This is a genomic window from Rhizobium sp. P2_G2 (assembly GCF_056403555.1).
Map to the genome: position 1 here is coordinate 116,390 of NZ_JBFUFF010000004.1, position 15,891 is coordinate 132,280.

Consider the following 15,891-nt stretch of genomic DNA (forward strand, 5'->3'; position numbering starts at 1 on the left):
TTCTCCCCGAGGGGAGAAGAGGACACCTGTGGCCGCATCCTCCTTGATTTCCCTCGGCCGCCGCTCTAACTGGAGCGCCAGATGAATTCGATGAGGATGAGGGAATGGCGAAGAAGGTCACCGTGCATGCGGCTTTGATTTACGTGATGGTCATGGTGTCGGCCGCCGACGGCCAGATGCCGGATGCCGAGCTCAAGCGCATTGGCTGGCTGACGCGTTCCCTGCCGGTGTTCAACGGTTTTGACGAGGAAATGCTGATCCCCACCATGCGAGACATCCAGGAAATCCTGGCTGGCCCCGAAGGCTTGGAGATTGCGCTCGAAACCATCAAGGACGCCCTTCCGCCACGACTCCACGATACGGCCTATGCGTTGGCCGTCGAAATCGCCACGGCCGACCTCCGCTACGACCCCACCGAAGTACGCTTCCTGCAATTGCTGCGCGATCGGCTGGATATCGACAAGCTTACAGCCGCGTCAATGGAGCATAGCGCCATCGCGCGCTACCGCCTGGCGTAACCACGTTATCGCCTGGCGTAACCACCAACGGCGGGAGCGGAGAGATCCGCTCACCGGAATTTGACGAAAAAGTAAGCCAGCCGAACGATTTTCGGGCACTTGGTCTTGCCCTTGTCACATTTAATGCGCGAATATGTCCTCGCATTTCGTCGCATGTGACGAGTCGCACGTTTCCGGATCCCCGCCTTGAACCGCTTCGCCCCGTTCATCCTTGCCATCGCTCTGTTCATGGAGCAGATGGACTCCACGGTCATTGCGACGTCGCTGCCGGCGATTGCCCGCGATCTCGATGTCGGGCCGATCACGCTGAAACTGGCGATGACGGCCTATCTGGTGTCGCTGGGCATCTTCATTCCACTGTCGGGCTGGGCGGCCGACAAGTTCGGTGCCAAGCGGATCTTCATCAGCGCCATTGTCGTCTTCATGGCCGGCTCGATCTTCTGCGCCATGTCCAACAGCCTGATCGCCTTTGTGCTGGCACGGTTTTTCCAGGGGCTCGGCGGCTCGATGACCACGCCCGTGGGCCGGGCCATCCTGCTGCGCTCGACCAAGAAGACCGATCTGATTTCCGCCATGGCGATGTTCACCATTCCCGGTGTCATCGGCCCGCTGGTGGGGCCGCCTGTCGGCGGCTTCATCACCACCTATTTCAGCTGGGAATGGATCTTCCTCATCAATATTCCGATCGGTGTTCTCGGCGTGATCCTCTCCTGGATCTTCCTGCCAGAGATCAAGAGCCCGCCCCCGCCACCCGCGGATGTCAAAGGGTTTTTCCTCTCGGGCATCGGCGCCGCCGGCATCGTCTTCGGCCTCTCCGTCGTCAGCCTGCGCGCCCTGCCGCCGGCGATCGGCGTCGGCGCCGTCGTGATTGGCGCGATATCGCTCTTCCTCTTCGTCCGCCATGCGCGGCGGCACACCCATCCGGTGCTTGATCTCGATCTCTTCAAGATCGATACGTTCCGGGCCTGCGTCATCTCCGGCACGATCTTTCGCATCGCCATGGGCGCGGTGCCCTTCCTGCTGCCCCTGATGCTGCAGCTGGGCTTCGGGCTCACGCCTTTTCATTCCGGCATGATCACGTTCATCGCCGCGGGCGGCGCGCTGTTCACCAAATTCGCCGCGCGAAAAGTTTTCACCCGCTTCGGCTTCCGCCGCACCTTGCTGGTCGCGGCCAGCCTCTCGGCCTTCGGCACCGCCGCCAATTCGCTGTTCTTCGCCGATACGCCTTACCTGGCAATGATCACGGTGTTGTTCTTCGCCGGCTTCGTCCGCTCGTTCTTCTTCACCGGCATCAACATTTTGGGTTTTGCCGATATCGAGCAGCATCAGACGACCCATGCCACGGCGCTGAATGCGGTGATCCAGCAGATTTCCGGCGCACTCGGCGTCGCCTTTGCCGGCATCATCCTGGAAATCTATTCCTTCACCACCAGCGAAGGGCTGACCATCTCGGCCTTCCACATCGCCTTCCTCTGCGTCGCCGTGCTCAACGTCATCGCCGCCTTCCCGATCTCACGCCTGCCGGGCAATACCGGCAGCGCCATTTCGGGCCATGGCGGACATGCGATCGAGAAGATCGAGGAAGAACTGGAAAAGGCCTAAGCTATTCCGCCGCCTCGCAGACAGCCGAAATCTTGTTGCCGTCCGGATCGCGAGCATAGCAGGCGTAAAAAGTCTTGTGATACGGCCGCAACCCCGGCTTGCCCTCATCCTCGCCACCATAGAGCAGGGCGGCGGAATGAAATGCCCGCACCGCGGCGCGGCTAGGCGCGAGAAAGGCCGTCATCGAACCATTGCCGATGGTCGCTTCCTGCTTGTCATAGGGATAGGTCACCCAGAAACGGCAGCGTTCGTCCCCCGCGGCCGCGTAACCAGCCTCGTCCTCATCCAGCACGCGCCGCTCGTAACCCAATGCCTTGAGCACCGGATCGTAGAATTCGACCGCCCGTTCCAGATTGTTGGTGCCAACCGTCAGATAGAGCAGCATGCATCACCCCTGATCGCCGGCCTCGGCCTGCTGATCGGCCATATCGGCCTTGCGTCCCTTGAATCCCTTGGCGAGAATGAACATCTCGACCGACTCCGACCGCGACGCACCCGGCTTGACATGCACGACCTGCTTGAAATTCTGCTTCAGCATGGTCAGCAGGTCGCGTTCAGCGCCGCCCTGGAAAGTCTTGGCGAGAAAATGCCCGCCTTCGCGCAGAACTTCAATGGCAAAATGCGCTGCAACCTCGCAAAGATGCATGGTGCGTATATGGTCGGTGCGCTGGTGGCCGGTGGTCGGCGCCGCCATGTCCGAAAGCACGACATCCGGCGCCCCGCCGAGCGCCTCCATCAGCCGCTTCGGCGCCTCGTCGTCCAAAAAGTCCATCTGGATGAAATGCACGCCGGAGATCGCATCCATTTCGAGGAAATCGATCGCCGCCACATGAATATTGTCATTGTCCGACTTCGTCACCTTGGCGGCGATCTGCGACCAGCCGCCAGGTGCCGCGCCAAGATCGATGATCCGCCGCGCGCCGCGCAGGATATGATGCTTCTCATCGATCTCGAGCAGCTTGTAGACCGCGCGCGAGCGATAGCCTTCCTGGCGCGAGCGCTGCACATAGGGGTCGTTGATATGCCGCTCCAGCCAGCGCCGCGAGCTTTCCTTGAGGTTCTTCTTGGTGACGTGCTGGGTGAGCTTGCGGCCGGTGCCCCGGCTGCCGGAAGGCGGCTTCGTCATGGTCAGCTCCTGTGATAGGGCGAACGCGGCTTCTGCCGCCGCCAGACGCCGTCATCGGCCATCATTTCGGTGAGCAGGCCTTCGCGCAGGCCGCGGTCGGCGACACGCATGCGGTCGGCCGGAAAGCGGCGGCGGATGGCTTCGAGAATGGCGCAGCCGGCGAGCACCAGATCGGCACGATCCGGACCGATGCAGGGATTGGCCGCACGCGCAGCGAAATCGAGCCCGACCAGCTTGTCCTGCATGGCGGTGACCTCGTCGGCGCTCATCCACAGCCCATCCACCTGCCGGCGATCATAGCGCGGCAGGTTGAGAAACACGCCGGCCAGCGTCGTCACCGTTCCCGACGTGCCGATCATGTGAAAACCGCTGTCATCGCCGTTGAGGTCATCGGCGGCGGGCGATTCGAAGCGCTCCAGCATCCCCGCCACTTCGTCGACCATCGCTTCGAAAATCTCCGGCGTCACATGCCGGCCGCCATGCCGCTCCGACAGCGTCACCACGCCCACAGGCAATGAGGTCCAATGGGTGATATGGTTGGCGAGCCGCGGCGAGCGCTGGCCGTTGATCTGCAGCACCGCGATTTCCGACGAGCCGCCGCCGATATCGAACAGCACGGCCGAGCGCGCTTCGCGGCCGATCAGCGAGGCGCAGCCGGACACGGCGAGCCGGGCCTCGGTCTCGCGATTGATGACTTCGAGGTCTAGCCCGGATTCCACCCTGACGCGCGACAGGAATTCGTCGCCATTGCCGGCCGAACGGCAGGCCTCGGTGGCGATCAGCCGTGCGCGTCGGACATTCTTCGAAGCAAGCTTGGCGGCGCAGACCTTCAGCGCCTCGATGGCGCGATCCATGGCGTCAGTCGACAGCATGCCGCTCGAGCCCAGCCCCTCGCCCAATCGCACAATCCTGGAAAAGGCGTCGACGACCCGGAACTGGCCCGGCCGCGTCGGCTGCGCCACGAGCAGACGGCAATTGTTGGTGCCCAAATCGAGCGCCGCATAAAGACCTTCGGGCGTATCATAGCGCCGGTTCGCCTGCGGAGCCGCCGGCTCAGGCGCCCGGACCGGAGGCTGCGGCCGCGGCGGCTCCGGCTCGGCCGGCTTGCGCGCCTCGTTCTGCGGCAGCGAACGCGCCTGCAGCCTGCGATGATGCTGATCGTGCTTGCTTTTGGGATTTGCCTGAGGCGGAGATTTGCGCTGCGCCGGGTTTTGCGCCTGCTGCTCGGCAGGACGCGTGTCACCGCTGCCGCGGGATCGCTTGCGGCGCCGCTTCCTACGCTCGGGGCTTTTGGCCTCGCTGGAATCTCGGGGCACCGATCCGCCGGAATGGGATTCCGGGCTGGAACTCACAGGCGGAGACGCAGCGGCAACCGCCTTCCTGCGCTTCCGTTTACCACGCCGGGATCGCTGCGATCCCTGCTTTTGCCCTGCTTCAGACGCCCCCGGAACGGTCGGCTTTACGCCGGATTCGGGGTCACTCACGTTTTTGATCCATCACGCCGCGCAAGACCGAAAGGCCGCAGCAGGCGCCTCATTGTTCAATGTTGGCGCGAATGTAACAGCTTGACATGAAATCGCCAAATTCTTTTTCGGCCCGGATTGAAATCTTTACGGTTCTTGCCGGTCCACGGCCGGTGCAACCGCGATCAGGACCGACCCGAATTCAGTGGGCAAATCCCGCGAGCAGGATCAGCACAGCCACGATGCAGCTTGAGAGATTGATGACGACAAAGGACGTGTCCATCGACGTAATTCCCGATCCGGCGGCACTCCCGCCAAGCCAACAACACCACGTCCGCGCTAAAAGTTCCGCCAAAAGCCCGAAAACCACATTCAATATTCCATCACGATTTTCTCTCTTGATCAGAAGCGCAAATATGCTAGAAGGCGCCCACGACGCAGAGAGACTGTCTCACCAGGACAGACCGGCAAAGCTTGCCCTCCCCGCATCGTCCACGCCGCCTCAGGCGGCCGTTGGGGAATAGTTCAATGGTAGAACGACGGACTCTGACTCCGTTAATCTTGGTTCGAATCCAGGTTCCCCAGCCATCTTCCAGAATGTCAATATTTTCAATGCCTTAAAGACTGACGCGTACCGCCGATCGTGCCTCGTTGTGGGCCCCAGCTTCGTGAGCTTTCCGGGTGGAACACGCACAGTGGCCCTGCATCACCATTGCCGGTATCGAGATGGAGAAGTAGTGTCACCTCACCATGAGCAACCTATCGTACCAAATCCTTCCTAATCCGGACGACGACACCTATGAGGTGAGATTGTTCGTTGACGGCATAGACTGGATAGAAATGGGTCACTTGGGGCTCGATCCACCTGACCTGGTCAGAGAGCTTACCAGTGTGCATCGAAGCCACCTGACCATAGGCCGCTGTGGCTGCGGGGTGTTGGGATGCGATGATCTTGTCGTTAACGTTCAGAGGACGTTGCACTCTGTGGAATGGTCGTGCCTCAATCGGAAGTCCGTGGTTTTCGATGCAGAGCATTTCGACTGCTTCGTCGCCGCGCTGGTCACTGATCATAGTTGGGAACCAGTGGGACGAACTGTTGAGCGTCACCTCAACGAGATGTTCGCCGGCATGGTGACCGATGATCGATACGTGTTCGACTGGAGTTCCACCAGAATTCGGCCCGATCATGTGAGCATCAGCGTATCCAAAGGCGGGCAGCAGAAGTTGCTTGAGTGCTCTTGGGATGGCGCAACATTAGCAAGCGCGCAATCTAGCGCCCGGCGGCTTGCGGAAGAGCAGTTCGTGTCTTGAAAGGTTTCACTAGTTCCGGTGCACCACCAGGCGGCTGATAGATCGGAGATATTTTACCAATGGAAGACATCATGGCCCGACAGCGGCCGGTCAATCGCTGCCCGTCGCGTCGCGGCGCCTTGTTGGCGGATACTATCCCCGCCACTGGTAAGAGTAAGACAGAGATCTCCGCCCTGCTCAGTATTCCGCGTCAGCAGCTTTGCGATGCGCTCGATGTGGCAACGAAAGCCGAGGACATGAATATTCCCGGTTTCAACTATCATCAGCTTACGGGCTTTAACCCGACCAGATACACCGTCCATGTCAACGGTCCCTGGTGCATCACGTTCGAATTCAGCAATGGCAACGCATATGACGTTGATTTTGAGCAATATCATTAGGAGCATCAAATGACATCGTATCCTGCGAAGCGTGATCCCAATAGATGCCCCACTCATCCCGGCGCGTTGCTTCGCGATGATGTGCTTCCCGCCATCGGAAAGCCCAAGGCTGAAATTGCCAGGCTGCTGGGGATCTCCCGCCAGCACCTCTATGAAATTCTCAACGAGCAACGGCCCGTGAGTGCAGCGGTTGCGGTCAGGCTCGGAAAGATGTTTGGCAATGGCCCGGCTGTTTGGATCAGGATGCAGGCGGCTTATGATACCTGGAACGCCGAACGTGAGGTCGATGTGTCCGGTATCCCGACGCTCGTCGCTGCGGAGTGATTGCTGAATTCCAGGGCGTGTCGCCTACCTCACGGCTCCTTCCATCTTCATCCTTGGGGCCGTGTACCCATGCGCAATTGCGCTCATCAGATTGACTTGGTCTGCGCAGCTCATCCCAAATCCGTCCTCACCTGAATATCCTCGAACCGCAACCCAAACCTCGCTAGGTATTTCACCAGCCGGTCGGCATCATTGCTGCTCTTCTTATCCAGCCGCGAGCTCGCAAACAGCGCCCGGCCCGCAGCACTGGCCGAAGGCTGGGCACGGCAGACGCGAACGACATCTGCGAGCTGAACGGCATCAAACCGGTCGAGCGATGCCGCAGACGTTTCCCCAAGCACATCCGTCAGCAGCCCCGCTCCCTCGTCTCTCTGCGAACCATGCCAAAATGCCTTGAGCCGCCCAATCTCCCCATCCACCACCTCCGTCGTAATTCGCCCCTGCGGCGCCAGTGTCGCCATGCGGGTCACCGAGGCGGAGAGGTCGCGGAAATTGGCGCTCCAGGCGGCGTCCGGGCCGGTGGCGAAGGCGAGGTAGCGGTCGCGTGCTTCCTTGTTGAAGGTGACGTTCTGGCCTTCCCGCTCGAGGAAACGGCGCAGTTCGAAGTCTAGATTGGGCTCGATGTCCTCCTTGCGATCCTTCAGGGCCGGCAGCCGGAAGGTCCAGAGATTGAGGCGAGCATAAAGGTCTTCGCGGAAGCGGCCGGCCTGCACCGCTTCGCCGAGATCGCGATTGGTGCCGGCGATCAGCTGGAAATCGGCCGATGTCTCGCGATCGGCACCGACGGGGAGAAAACGCTTCTCCTCGATGGCGCGCAGGCACATGGCCTGTTCGTCGAGCCCGAGCTCGCCGATCTCGTCGAGGAAGAGCACGCCCTTGTCGGCCGATTTCAGCAAACCGGCGCGCTCGCCCGAGGCGCCGGTGAACGCGCCCTTCACATGGCCGAACAGAGCCGACATCGCCTGGTCGCCGCGCAGGGTGGCGCAGTTGATCTCGACGAACTGGCCCGTCACCTTGCGTTCCGACTTCTTCAGCTCGAAAATCCGCCTTGCCAGTTGCGATTTGCCCGCGCCGGTCGGCCCGGTCAGCAGCACCGGCGCGGTCGAGCGGATCACCACGCGTTCGATCTCATCGATCATGCGGTTGAAGGCGGGGTTGCGGGTGGAAATGCCGGATTTCAGGAAACTGGTGGCGCTGGCGCGCTCGGAGGCGAAACGCGTGGCGATCTCGTCATAGCGCGACAGGTCGAGATCGATGATCTTATGGGTGCCGGCGAAATCCTGGTCCGGCTCGCGGTCGCGCGGCGGCGACAGCTGCAAGAGCCGGCCGGGGATGATGCGCGCCTCGGTGAGCAGGAACCAGCAGATCTGCGCCACATGCGTGCCGGTGGTGATGTTGACCAGATAGTCCTCGGTATCGGGATCGAAAACATAGGCACGGGCGAAATCGCGGAGCTTGGTATAGACCTCGGAAAAGTCCCAGGGATCGCGCAGGTCGATGACATTCTCGCGCACGATCGTTGCCGGCGAGACGATTTCGATATCGCTGACGATGCGTTTGCCCAGCGGTGCTGCGCGATTGTCGCGAACGATCTCCAGCCGGTCGATGAACAGGCCGGGCTGCTGGCAGAGACCGACATTCGGCCGCCAGCGGTGCCAGCGATCCTCGGTCTTTCCCTGATCCAGCGTCGTGCCGAGAATGCTGATGACGACCCGCCGCTTCATTTTATAATTTCCTATAAACTGCTATCCGGCGGACTATAGATGCTCGCCCCTCGCCGACAAGCGGATTCTTGCCGCCATCTTGGCCTGCGGTTGCGCCAGGTGCAGCCGTCCGCGGGCTCAATATCCGTAAGCGCGAATCCCCGCACCTTTTGCCATTGAATGCGTCGAGGCATGAGATGCCCGCCGAAATGGGTGCGGAAATTCAAGATATGAGACACCAAAACCCGCCGCTCTTTATCTCTGAACTCTCCCTCAATTTTTTGTGACTGAATACGACTGCGAACTCACTCGTCCTGCTGTGAGATCCGTGACGAACACCGTGCCCGATGATCTCTTTGTTGCACATGGCCGGTCCAACGCTGTCGATCACGCATCTTTGCGGCGTCGATCGGTCCGTGCCGATCTCGCACCGGATGGATTTTCGATATCGCCGGAAGCCGCCACGGATCGTTGATCGCTCGCCGATGACTGCACGAAACGCGCGCGATTGACTTTCACTGTTCGAGAATTGGCGTTCAACGTAAGGAGACTGCGATGGAATGGCTTATCAGAACTGTCGGTATTGGCCTGATCAAAGCGATCACGATCGGTGAATACAAAAGGATCAAGGCTGAAAACAAAAGGGCAAGCGATTACGGCGAATTCATCCATTTGATGGACGAAATCGCCGCCCAACGATCAGTGAAATGCAGCGCTGACGAAACATCGACGGATTGCCCCATGAGTACCGTGATACCCCAATATAAACAGGAGGGCAGAACGTCGGACGGTACGGCTCCCTTGCGTATTTACACGATCGTGGGCTCCGATGGCCAGTTCATCAACGTGCAAGGCTTTGATCTGTCACAATCGATCCTGGTCACGGTCCGGCACACGAACGGGACGACAGACGCTGAAAGGATCGATCCAAGCGATGCCATGAAGCGGATCAGGAGGGAGGCGGGATACCTCCACTGATACGCGCTGCGCTATGGGCATCGAAGCTCGAAGGTCTACCAAGGCCGCGGAAAGCCTGGCTTTTGCGTAAGTCAAGGCTTGTGCGTCAGTTGCATGACCACCAAGACGGCGCCATTGGCGCTCTGATCCATATCCAGACGATGAGAGCCCACCCCGCCCGGCTGACGGACGGGGCGGGCTGCTGGCAGAGACCGACATTCGGCGGGCAGCAGTTCCATCAATCCTCCGCTCTTGTCCTGATCCAGCGTCGCGCCGAGGATGCCAATGGCGACCTGCCACTTCATCTTATAAGTTTCTATAAATCGTTATACGCGTGGCTATAGATATTCGCCTCTCGCCGACGAGCAGTTTTTGCCATCATTTTGGTCAGAAAATTTTTCATGTTCTAAATCAATAGTTTAATACTTTTATTTGGGATTTTCAGCTTGATTCCGCAAAACTGGCACGCCGCTCGCAATGTATCTGGCACAACAACCGAAGAGGTGGTGCCATGGTGAACAAGGCAATCTTCAAAAGCTATATCGGCAAGCTGCTGCCGGGAACCGATGCGAAGAACCGCGAAGGCGCTGCGTCCTACAAGATGGGTCCGCGCGAGGCGCTGGCGCAATATGCCGTGACCGGAACGTTCAACCACACGTTCTACGCCGATGGCGCCGAACAGTTGGAAGCGGTCAAGGCGCTGGCGCTCGAGGTCGAGCCGGAATTCCTCGCCAAGGTGGCGATCCATGCCGCCGAAAGCGGGCATATGAAGGATATGCCGGTGACGCTGCTCGCCATCCTCTCCGGTCTTGAGAGCGACGCCTTTGCCCGTGCCTTTCCGCGCGTGGTCAAGAGCGGCAAGATGCTGCGCGGTTTCGTGGCCGTGATGCGCTCCGGCGCCGCCGGCCGCAAGTCGCTCGGAACGCGTCCGAAGAAGATGATCCAGGCCTGGCTCGAGCGCGCCAGCACCGAACAGATCCTGCGTGCCATGGTCGGCAACGACCCGTCGCTCGCCGACGTGATCAAGATGGTCCATCCGAAGCCCGCAAGCGAAGAGCGCCGCGCGCTCTATGCCTGGGCGATCGGCCGGCCGCATGATCATGCCGCTCTGCCGGATCTGGTGAAGGCGTTCGAGGCGTTCAAGCGCGACCAGTCGCTGTCCGTGCCGGACGTGCCGTTCCAGCTCTTGACCTCGCTGCCGCTGACGCGGGAGCACTGGGTCGAGATCGCCCGCAAGGGCGGCTGGCAGATGCTGCGCCAGAACCTCAACACCTTTGCCCGCAACGGCGTGTTCGAGGTCGACGGCATGGCCGAGATGGTCGCGGCACGGCTTGCCGATGCGGAGGAAATCCGCAAGGCCCGCGTCTTCCCCTACCAGCTGATGGTGGCGTGGACGATGACGGATGCCACCGTGCCCGCGTGCGTCAAGTATGCGTTGCAGGATGCGATGGAAGTCGCCATCGGCAACGTGCCGAAGGTGCTGGGACGCGTGGTCCTCTGCCCCGACGTGTCGGGTTCGATGAGCTCGCCGATCACCGGTCACCGCCGCGGCGCGACATCCGCAGTGCGTTGCATCGACGTCGCCGGCCTGATGACCGCTTCCATGCTGCGGCGTAGCCCGGACGCCAGGATCCTGCCGTTTGAGAACGACGTGGTTCGCGTCGATCTCAACCGGCGCGACACGGTGATGACCAATGCGGCACGGCTCGCCAGCATCGGCGGCGGCGGAACCAATTGCTCCGCGCCGCTGAAAAAGCTGGCGGACGAACGCGCCAAGGTCGATCTCGTCGTGTTCATCTCGGACAACCAGTCCTGGATGGATGCGCGCGGACAGAGCCAGGCGACGGCCATGATGATGGAATGGGCTCGCATCAAGCGGCTCAATCCTGAGGCGCGGCTCGTCTGCCTCGATATACAGCCCTACGCGACCACGCCGGCAGCGGCGGGTCCGGATGTGCTCAATGTCGGCGGCTTCTCGGATGCCGTCTTCGCCACGATCGCCGATTTTGCCGCGGGCAGGAACGGCGCCGATCACTGGGTGAAGACGATCGAGGCGGTCGAATTCTAAAGCAATTCCAGCAAAAGTGTTGCGCGGTTTTGCGTCCGGAATTGCGTAAAAACAAAGAGCCAAAGCCCCGCGCCGTGTCGTGAACGGCGCGGGGACGACCTCGGCAAATGCCGGAGAAACTACAGGACTGTTAATCCCCAGGTCGCGGGTTCGAATCCCGTCGGGCCCGCCATGTCTTGCGATATGGGCCCGTAGCTCAGTGGATAGAGCGGGACGTTTCTCCAAACCTCGTTGCCGGGGTCTCGTGAATTTGAATACGCATGGCGAATGCCAAGGAAACTCCATAGCCGCGGCAGGTTCGAATCCTGCATGGTGCTGTCATAAGGCACCATATTAAAATGGTAGCGGGAGATGTTTCCTTGAAACCTCGTCGCCGTGAAGCGACTATAGAGAAGGAGAATTGTGAATACGCATGGCGAATGCGCCGGAAACTACATCCACCCTTCAGGTCGCGGGTTCGACTCCCGCCGGGGCCGCCAATCGGACCCGTAGCTCAGACGGTAGAGCAGAAGCAAATGTTTCCGACAATTCTCGTCGCCATGACCTCTTAGCGGCGAATGCCGGACGAAACTACAGCCCACCGTGGATGGCCTGGCGAGGTTCGACTCCTCCCCTTGGCGGCGCTCTCTGGCATGAGCGGGGCCATCCTGTTTCGTCCATTCTCGTCGCCGCTGCCAAAGACTATCTCGGCGAATGCCGATCGGACTACAGGTAAGGCGCCCCACGCCCTGCTGGGGAGACGGGTGTTCAAGTCACCCCGCATCCGATCCTGTCGGATGCGTGGCCAAGTAAAAGCGTCCGGTCCCGCCTCGTCGCCGAGGCTGAGATTATGGAATACCCCCGGCGAATGCCGGCAGGACTACAGGATAGAGCGCTCCCGCAAGGGAGAGGCGGATGTTCGACACATCCCGGTTCCCGACCAGGGAATGCGTAGCTCAGGAAACCGTCCTGTCACCCGTCGTCGCCGGGTTTGGTGGAGAATGGAGAATACCGGGCGAATGCCGTCCGTTGGACTACAGGGGCCGCATAGCGCCGCGAAAGCGGAATGCGTGCGGTGCGTTGGTCTCGGATAAATCCTCGTCGCCCGGGCTTAGGGTGCAACAGAACAGAAGGACTGCAAAAGCAGAAAAGAAGATGATCGAGGTAATGAGCGGACAGGATCTCATAAATGCCGGCATGCCCCAGGGCAAGTGGTTCCGCCCGGCATTGGAGGCTGCTAACAAGGTGCTTGGTGACGGCGGTTCGAATGCGGATGCGCTCGACACGGCACGCGCCTATCAGCCCGCGCCGACGCTGCCGCTCCAGCATGCCGGCGACGTGCCGATCCATGTCAACATCCGCGCCGAAAACGAGCACGAGCAGCAGAATGTCGAAAACGTCACCGCGACCATGCGGGCGCTGACGCGCACGCCGATGGTCAAAGCCGCGGCGATCATGCCCGATGCCTGCCCATCCGGCCCGATCGGCACGATCCCTGTGGGCGGCGTGGTGGCATCGGAAGCCATCCATCCGGGCATGCATTCGGCCGATATCTGCTGCTCCATGGCGATCTCGATCTTTCCGGGGACCGAGCCCGCGGCGCTGCTCGACGCCGTGCACAGGGTGACGCATTTCGGTCCCGGCGGCCGGCCGCGCGGTGCGCAGCTGCGGCCCTCGACCGAGATGCTGACGGCGTTCCAGGAAAACCGCTACCTCAAGGACATAATCTGGACCAGCATCGAGCACTTCGCCACCCAGGGCGACGGCAACCATTTCGCCTATGTCGGCCAGATGAAGTCGACCGGCGAGACGGCACTCGTCACGCATCATGGATCGCGTGCGCCCGGCGCCCGGCTCTACGATCGCGGCACGAAGGTCGCCAACAAGTTCCGCGAATTGCTGTCGCCGGAAACCCTGCGCGACAATGCCTGGATCCCGGCAGACACCGAGGAGGGCGAAACCTATTGGGCGGCACTGCAGGCGATCCGCCAGTGGACGAAGGAAAACCACTTCGCCATCCACGACATGACGGCGGAGAGCCTCAGCGCGAAAGTGTCCGACCGCTTCTGGAACGAACACAACTTCGTCTTCCGCAAGTCGGATGGGCTGTTCTACCACGGCAAGGGTGCGACACCCGCGTTCGACGGCTGGGCCGAAGACGCGACCGATCTGACGATCATTCCGCTCAACATGGCGGAACCGATCCTGATCGTGCGTGGCCGCGACACCGCCCATGGCCTGGGCTTCTCGCCACACGGTGCCGGCCGGAATTTTTCGCGAACCGGCCATATCCGCCGGCTTGCGGCGGAATTCGGCGCCGACAGCCGTGGGCTCAGCGACAACAACATCGCTGCGATCATGGCGCGGGAAACGCAGGGTCTCGACGTGCGCTTCTTCACCGGCGTGCCCGACGTGTCGGAACTGCCCACGGCCTACAAGAACGCCGCGGCGGTGCGTGCCCAGATCGACGAATTCGGCCTTGCCGAAGTGGTCGATGAGGTCATCCCGTTCGGCTCGATCATGGCCGGCGACTGGCAGAAGGATGCGCCTTGGCGGAAGAAGAAAAATCGCGGGTGAAAGCTTGGCGGCGGCGGGTGCGATGCATTCGCCGCTGCCTCATGCTGCGCGTTCATCGCCATCGCGGGGCGTTATTTTAAGCATTGCTTAAGTTAAGATTTTCAGTAGCCTCCATACATCTTCACCGGGAGGCGGCAATGACGACGCAGATCACGTTTGAAGCATCCAAAGACGGGCTCGACACGCGTTTCTTTTTTCCCAGCATGCTTTTGGTGGCGCCGCACTTTGCCAACCCCGCCGAAACAACGGCGGACATCGAATTTACCTACAAAGGCCAGGATTATTCGATCGTTTTCCAGGGATCCGACTTCAACCAAAGCCTCGGGTTCGATTGGAGCGGAATCGTCACCAGCGCGACGCTCTTCGCTGACGACGGCCTCGGCGGCGGAACCAAGCTCGGCACCTTCACCGTATCGGCAGATCAGCTGAACACCTATGGCGGGGCCGCGGTCGACTCGGCGGCCTGGTTGACGCCCAACAACCTCGTGCTCGCACTCTCGGGCCGCTTCGGCGGCGCCCATCTCAGTTTCATCGGTGACCGCGGGGCCGATAAACTCTACGGCAGCGATTTCGCAGATCTTTTCAACGGCAATGCGGGAAACGACCAGCTGACCGGCAACGGCGGCAAGGATACGTTTATCTTCGGCAAGGGCGACGACACGGATACTATCACCGATTTTACCGCCGGCGGCAAAGGCCACGACGTCGTCGAGCTCTTCGGTTTCGACAGCGTCAAAAGCTTCAATTCTGTCCAGCACTTGCTGGAGGCTCATGGCAAGGACACGTGGTTCGACGCGGGCCATGGCGACGTGCTGGTCTTCAAGCACGTCGATATCCACGACCTCGGCAAGGGCGATTTTCTGTTTCTGGGATAGCGGCCTAAACCTCCACGTCCTGGCTCTGCGACAAGCCTCCAGATGAGGGTAAAAGGCCGATCCAGCTGTGGATACAAGCGAGCGCCTCCGGTTCGTCGAGAAACGGAATATGCGCCCGGTCCGGAACATCGGCAAACAGCATGTCGGGCCGCCGCTCGCGCATCTGCCGCGCCGTCCCGGCCGCGAGCAGGTCGGAATTGGCGCCGCGGATCAAAGCTAGCGGCAGACCTACGCAGGCGTCGAACAACGGCCAGAGATCGACAGGGGGAGCTGCCATCGACGCGACGAAGACATCCCGCAATGCCGGGTCATAGGTCAGGTCGACGCCATCGACCTTGGCGACAAAGCGGCGATCCGCCTCTTCTTGCCAGCGCGACATCGGAACATTGTCGAAGCCCGACGACGCCAACGCAAGCTGCTCGGCGGCGGCTTCCGGCATGAGGCCGATTGGGCGTATGCCGACATAGGCGCCAATCCGTTCGAGGCCGTTCCGATCGAGCTCCGGACCCACATCATTGAGGCAAAGCCCAATCAGGCGCTGCTTCGCGGTGGCCGCGATAACCATGCCGATGAGCCCGCCGCGCGAGCTGCCGATGATGGCAACGGATGCGAGGCCGAGATGATCGAGCAGCGCCAGGACATCCTTGGTCTCCTGCGCCACAGTATAGGTGGCCGGATCTGCCCAGTTCGAGGCGCCCCTGCCCCGGCTGTCGAGACGGATGAGCCGTATGCCGGTGAGATGCGGCTGCAGATAGTCGAAATCCCGCGCATCGCGGGTCAGGCCGGCGAGCGCCAGGATCGGCACGCCCTGTCCCTCATCCCGATAGGCGAGCCTGGTTCCGTCTTCCGTACTGAAATAGTGCATGATCGTCTTCAGCCTCTCGAACGCCTGACGCGGTCCCGTCCCGCCGCGCGAACTTCCACGCAACGAAATTCACCCGGAGATGACGACATAGGCGATCGAGAAGCAAGCCATCAGATGGCAAGGAAGGTTCGCTACGACGACAT

At 61.0% G+C, this 15,891-nt stretch carries 15 protein-coding genes and 1 tRNA gene; 10 read left to right on the top strand and 6 right to left on the bottom strand.

Going from position 1 to position 15,891, the window contains the following annotated elements:
- Positions 1-104 precede the first annotated feature (104 nt).
- Both AC1D06_RS05360 and AC1D06_RS05365 read left to right on the top strand, forming a co-directional pair.
- On the top strand, positions 105-518 hold the full coding sequence (locus tag AC1D06_RS05360) for a tellurite resistance TerB family protein (RefSeq protein WP_477877724.1): 414 nt from the start codon (positions 105-107) through the stop codon (positions 516-518).
- Between the two features lie 186 nt (positions 519-704).
- Positions 705-2,120 (top strand): DHA2 family efflux MFS transporter permease subunit, encoded by a 1,416-nt coding sequence (locus AC1D06_RS05365; RefSeq protein WP_477985449.1) that lies wholly within the window; start codon positions 705-707, stop codon positions 2,118-2,120.
- 1 nt (position 2,121) lies between these two features.
- Here the strand turns inward: AC1D06_RS05365 and AC1D06_RS05370 are convergent, their stop codons facing one another.
- Genes AC1D06_RS05370 through AC1D06_RS05380 form a run of 3 tightly spaced genes read right to left on the bottom strand, consistent with a single transcriptional unit; the run spans position 2,122 to position 4,730 of the window.
- Positions 2,122-2,505, bottom strand: coding sequence for a VOC family protein (locus AC1D06_RS05370; RefSeq protein ID WP_477877726.1), 384 nt, complete (start codon positions 2,503-2,505; stop codon positions 2,122-2,124).
- 3 nt (positions 2,506-2,508) lie between these two features.
- On the bottom strand, positions 2,509-3,246 hold the full coding sequence (locus AC1D06_RS05375) for an RlmE family RNA methyltransferase (protein WP_477985450.1): 738 nt from the start codon (positions 3,244-3,246) through the stop codon (positions 2,509-2,511).
- Positions 3,247-3,248: 2 nt separating this feature from the next.
- Positions 3,249-4,730 (bottom strand): Ppx/GppA phosphatase family protein, encoded by a 1,482-nt coding sequence (locus AC1D06_RS05380; RefSeq protein ID WP_477985451.1) that lies wholly within the window; start codon positions 4,728-4,730, stop codon positions 3,249-3,251.
- Between the two features lie 493 nt (positions 4,731-5,223).
- On the opposite strand from AC1D06_RS05380, the gene AC1D06_RS05385 reads away from it, so the two are divergent.
- From AC1D06_RS05385 to AC1D06_RS05400, 4 genes are all read left to right on the top strand, one after another.
- A tRNA-Gln gene (locus AC1D06_RS05385) sits at positions 5,224-5,297 on the top strand.
- Between the two features lie 426 nt (positions 5,298-5,723).
- Positions 5,724-6,020 (top strand): hypothetical protein, encoded by a 297-nt coding sequence (locus tag AC1D06_RS05390; RefSeq protein WP_477985452.1) that lies wholly within the window; start codon positions 5,724-5,726, stop codon positions 6,018-6,020.
- 59 nt (positions 6,021-6,079) lie between these two features.
- The gene (locus AC1D06_RS05395; RefSeq protein WP_477879121.1) at positions 6,080-6,400 is read left to right on the top strand and encodes a type II toxin-antitoxin system RelE/ParE family toxin; all 321 of its coding nucleotides are present in this window, start codon (positions 6,080-6,082) and stop codon (positions 6,398-6,400) included.
- A gap of 9 nt (positions 6,401-6,409) precedes the next feature.
- Positions 6,410-6,724, top strand: coding sequence for a HigA family addiction module antitoxin (locus AC1D06_RS05400; RefSeq protein WP_477879120.1), 315 nt, complete (start codon positions 6,410-6,412; stop codon positions 6,722-6,724).
- A gap of 110 nt (positions 6,725-6,834) precedes the next feature.
- Here AC1D06_RS05400 and rtcR read toward each other — a convergent pair whose 3' ends face one another.
- Positions 6,835-8,448 (bottom strand): RNA repair transcriptional activator RtcR, encoded by a 1,614-nt coding sequence (rtcR, locus tag AC1D06_RS05405; protein WP_477985453.1) that lies wholly within the window; start codon positions 8,446-8,448, stop codon positions 6,835-6,837.
- A gap of 534 nt (positions 8,449-8,982) precedes the next feature.
- On the opposite strand from rtcR, the gene AC1D06_RS05410 reads away from it, so the two are divergent.
- A complete protein-coding gene (locus AC1D06_RS05410; protein ID WP_477879118.1) occupies positions 8,983-9,405 on the top strand; it encodes a hypothetical protein in 423 nt (140 codons plus the stop codon).
- 71 nt (positions 9,406-9,476) lie between these two features.
- On the opposite strand, the gene AC1D06_RS05415 is transcribed toward AC1D06_RS05410, so the two are convergent.
- Positions 9,477-9,689 carry a hypothetical protein gene (locus AC1D06_RS05415; protein WP_477985454.1) on the bottom strand — a complete coding sequence of 71 codons (213 nt, stop codon included), beginning with the start codon at positions 9,687-9,689 and terminating at the stop codon, positions 9,477-9,479.
- 206 nt (positions 9,690-9,895) lie between these two features.
- Here AC1D06_RS05415 and AC1D06_RS05420 point away from each other — a divergent pair, with 206 nt between their 5' ends.
- From AC1D06_RS05420 to AC1D06_RS05430, 3 genes are all read left to right on the top strand, one after another.
- A complete protein-coding gene (locus AC1D06_RS05420) occupies positions 9,896-11,452 on the top strand; it encodes an RNA-binding protein (protein ID WP_477985455.1) in 1,557 nt (518 codons plus the stop codon).
- A gap of 1,146 nt (positions 11,453-12,598) precedes the next feature.
- Complete coding sequence (locus AC1D06_RS05425) at positions 12,599-14,008, top strand: RtcB family protein (RefSeq protein ID WP_477985544.1); 1,410 nt, start codon at positions 12,599-12,601, stop codon at positions 14,006-14,008.
- A 137-nt stretch (positions 14,009-14,145) separates the two neighbouring features.
- A complete protein-coding gene (locus AC1D06_RS05430) occupies positions 14,146-14,883 on the top strand; it encodes a hypothetical protein (protein WP_477985456.1) in 738 nt (245 codons plus the stop codon).
- A 4-nt stretch (positions 14,884-14,887) separates the two neighbouring features.
- Here the strand turns inward: AC1D06_RS05430 and AC1D06_RS05435 are convergent, their stop codons facing one another.
- Positions 14,888-15,811 carry an alpha/beta fold hydrolase gene (locus tag AC1D06_RS05435; RefSeq protein WP_477985457.1) on the bottom strand — a complete coding sequence of 308 codons (924 nt, stop codon included), beginning with the start codon at positions 15,809-15,811 and terminating at the stop codon, positions 14,888-14,890.
- Between the last annotated feature and the right edge of the window lie 80 nt (positions 15,812-15,891).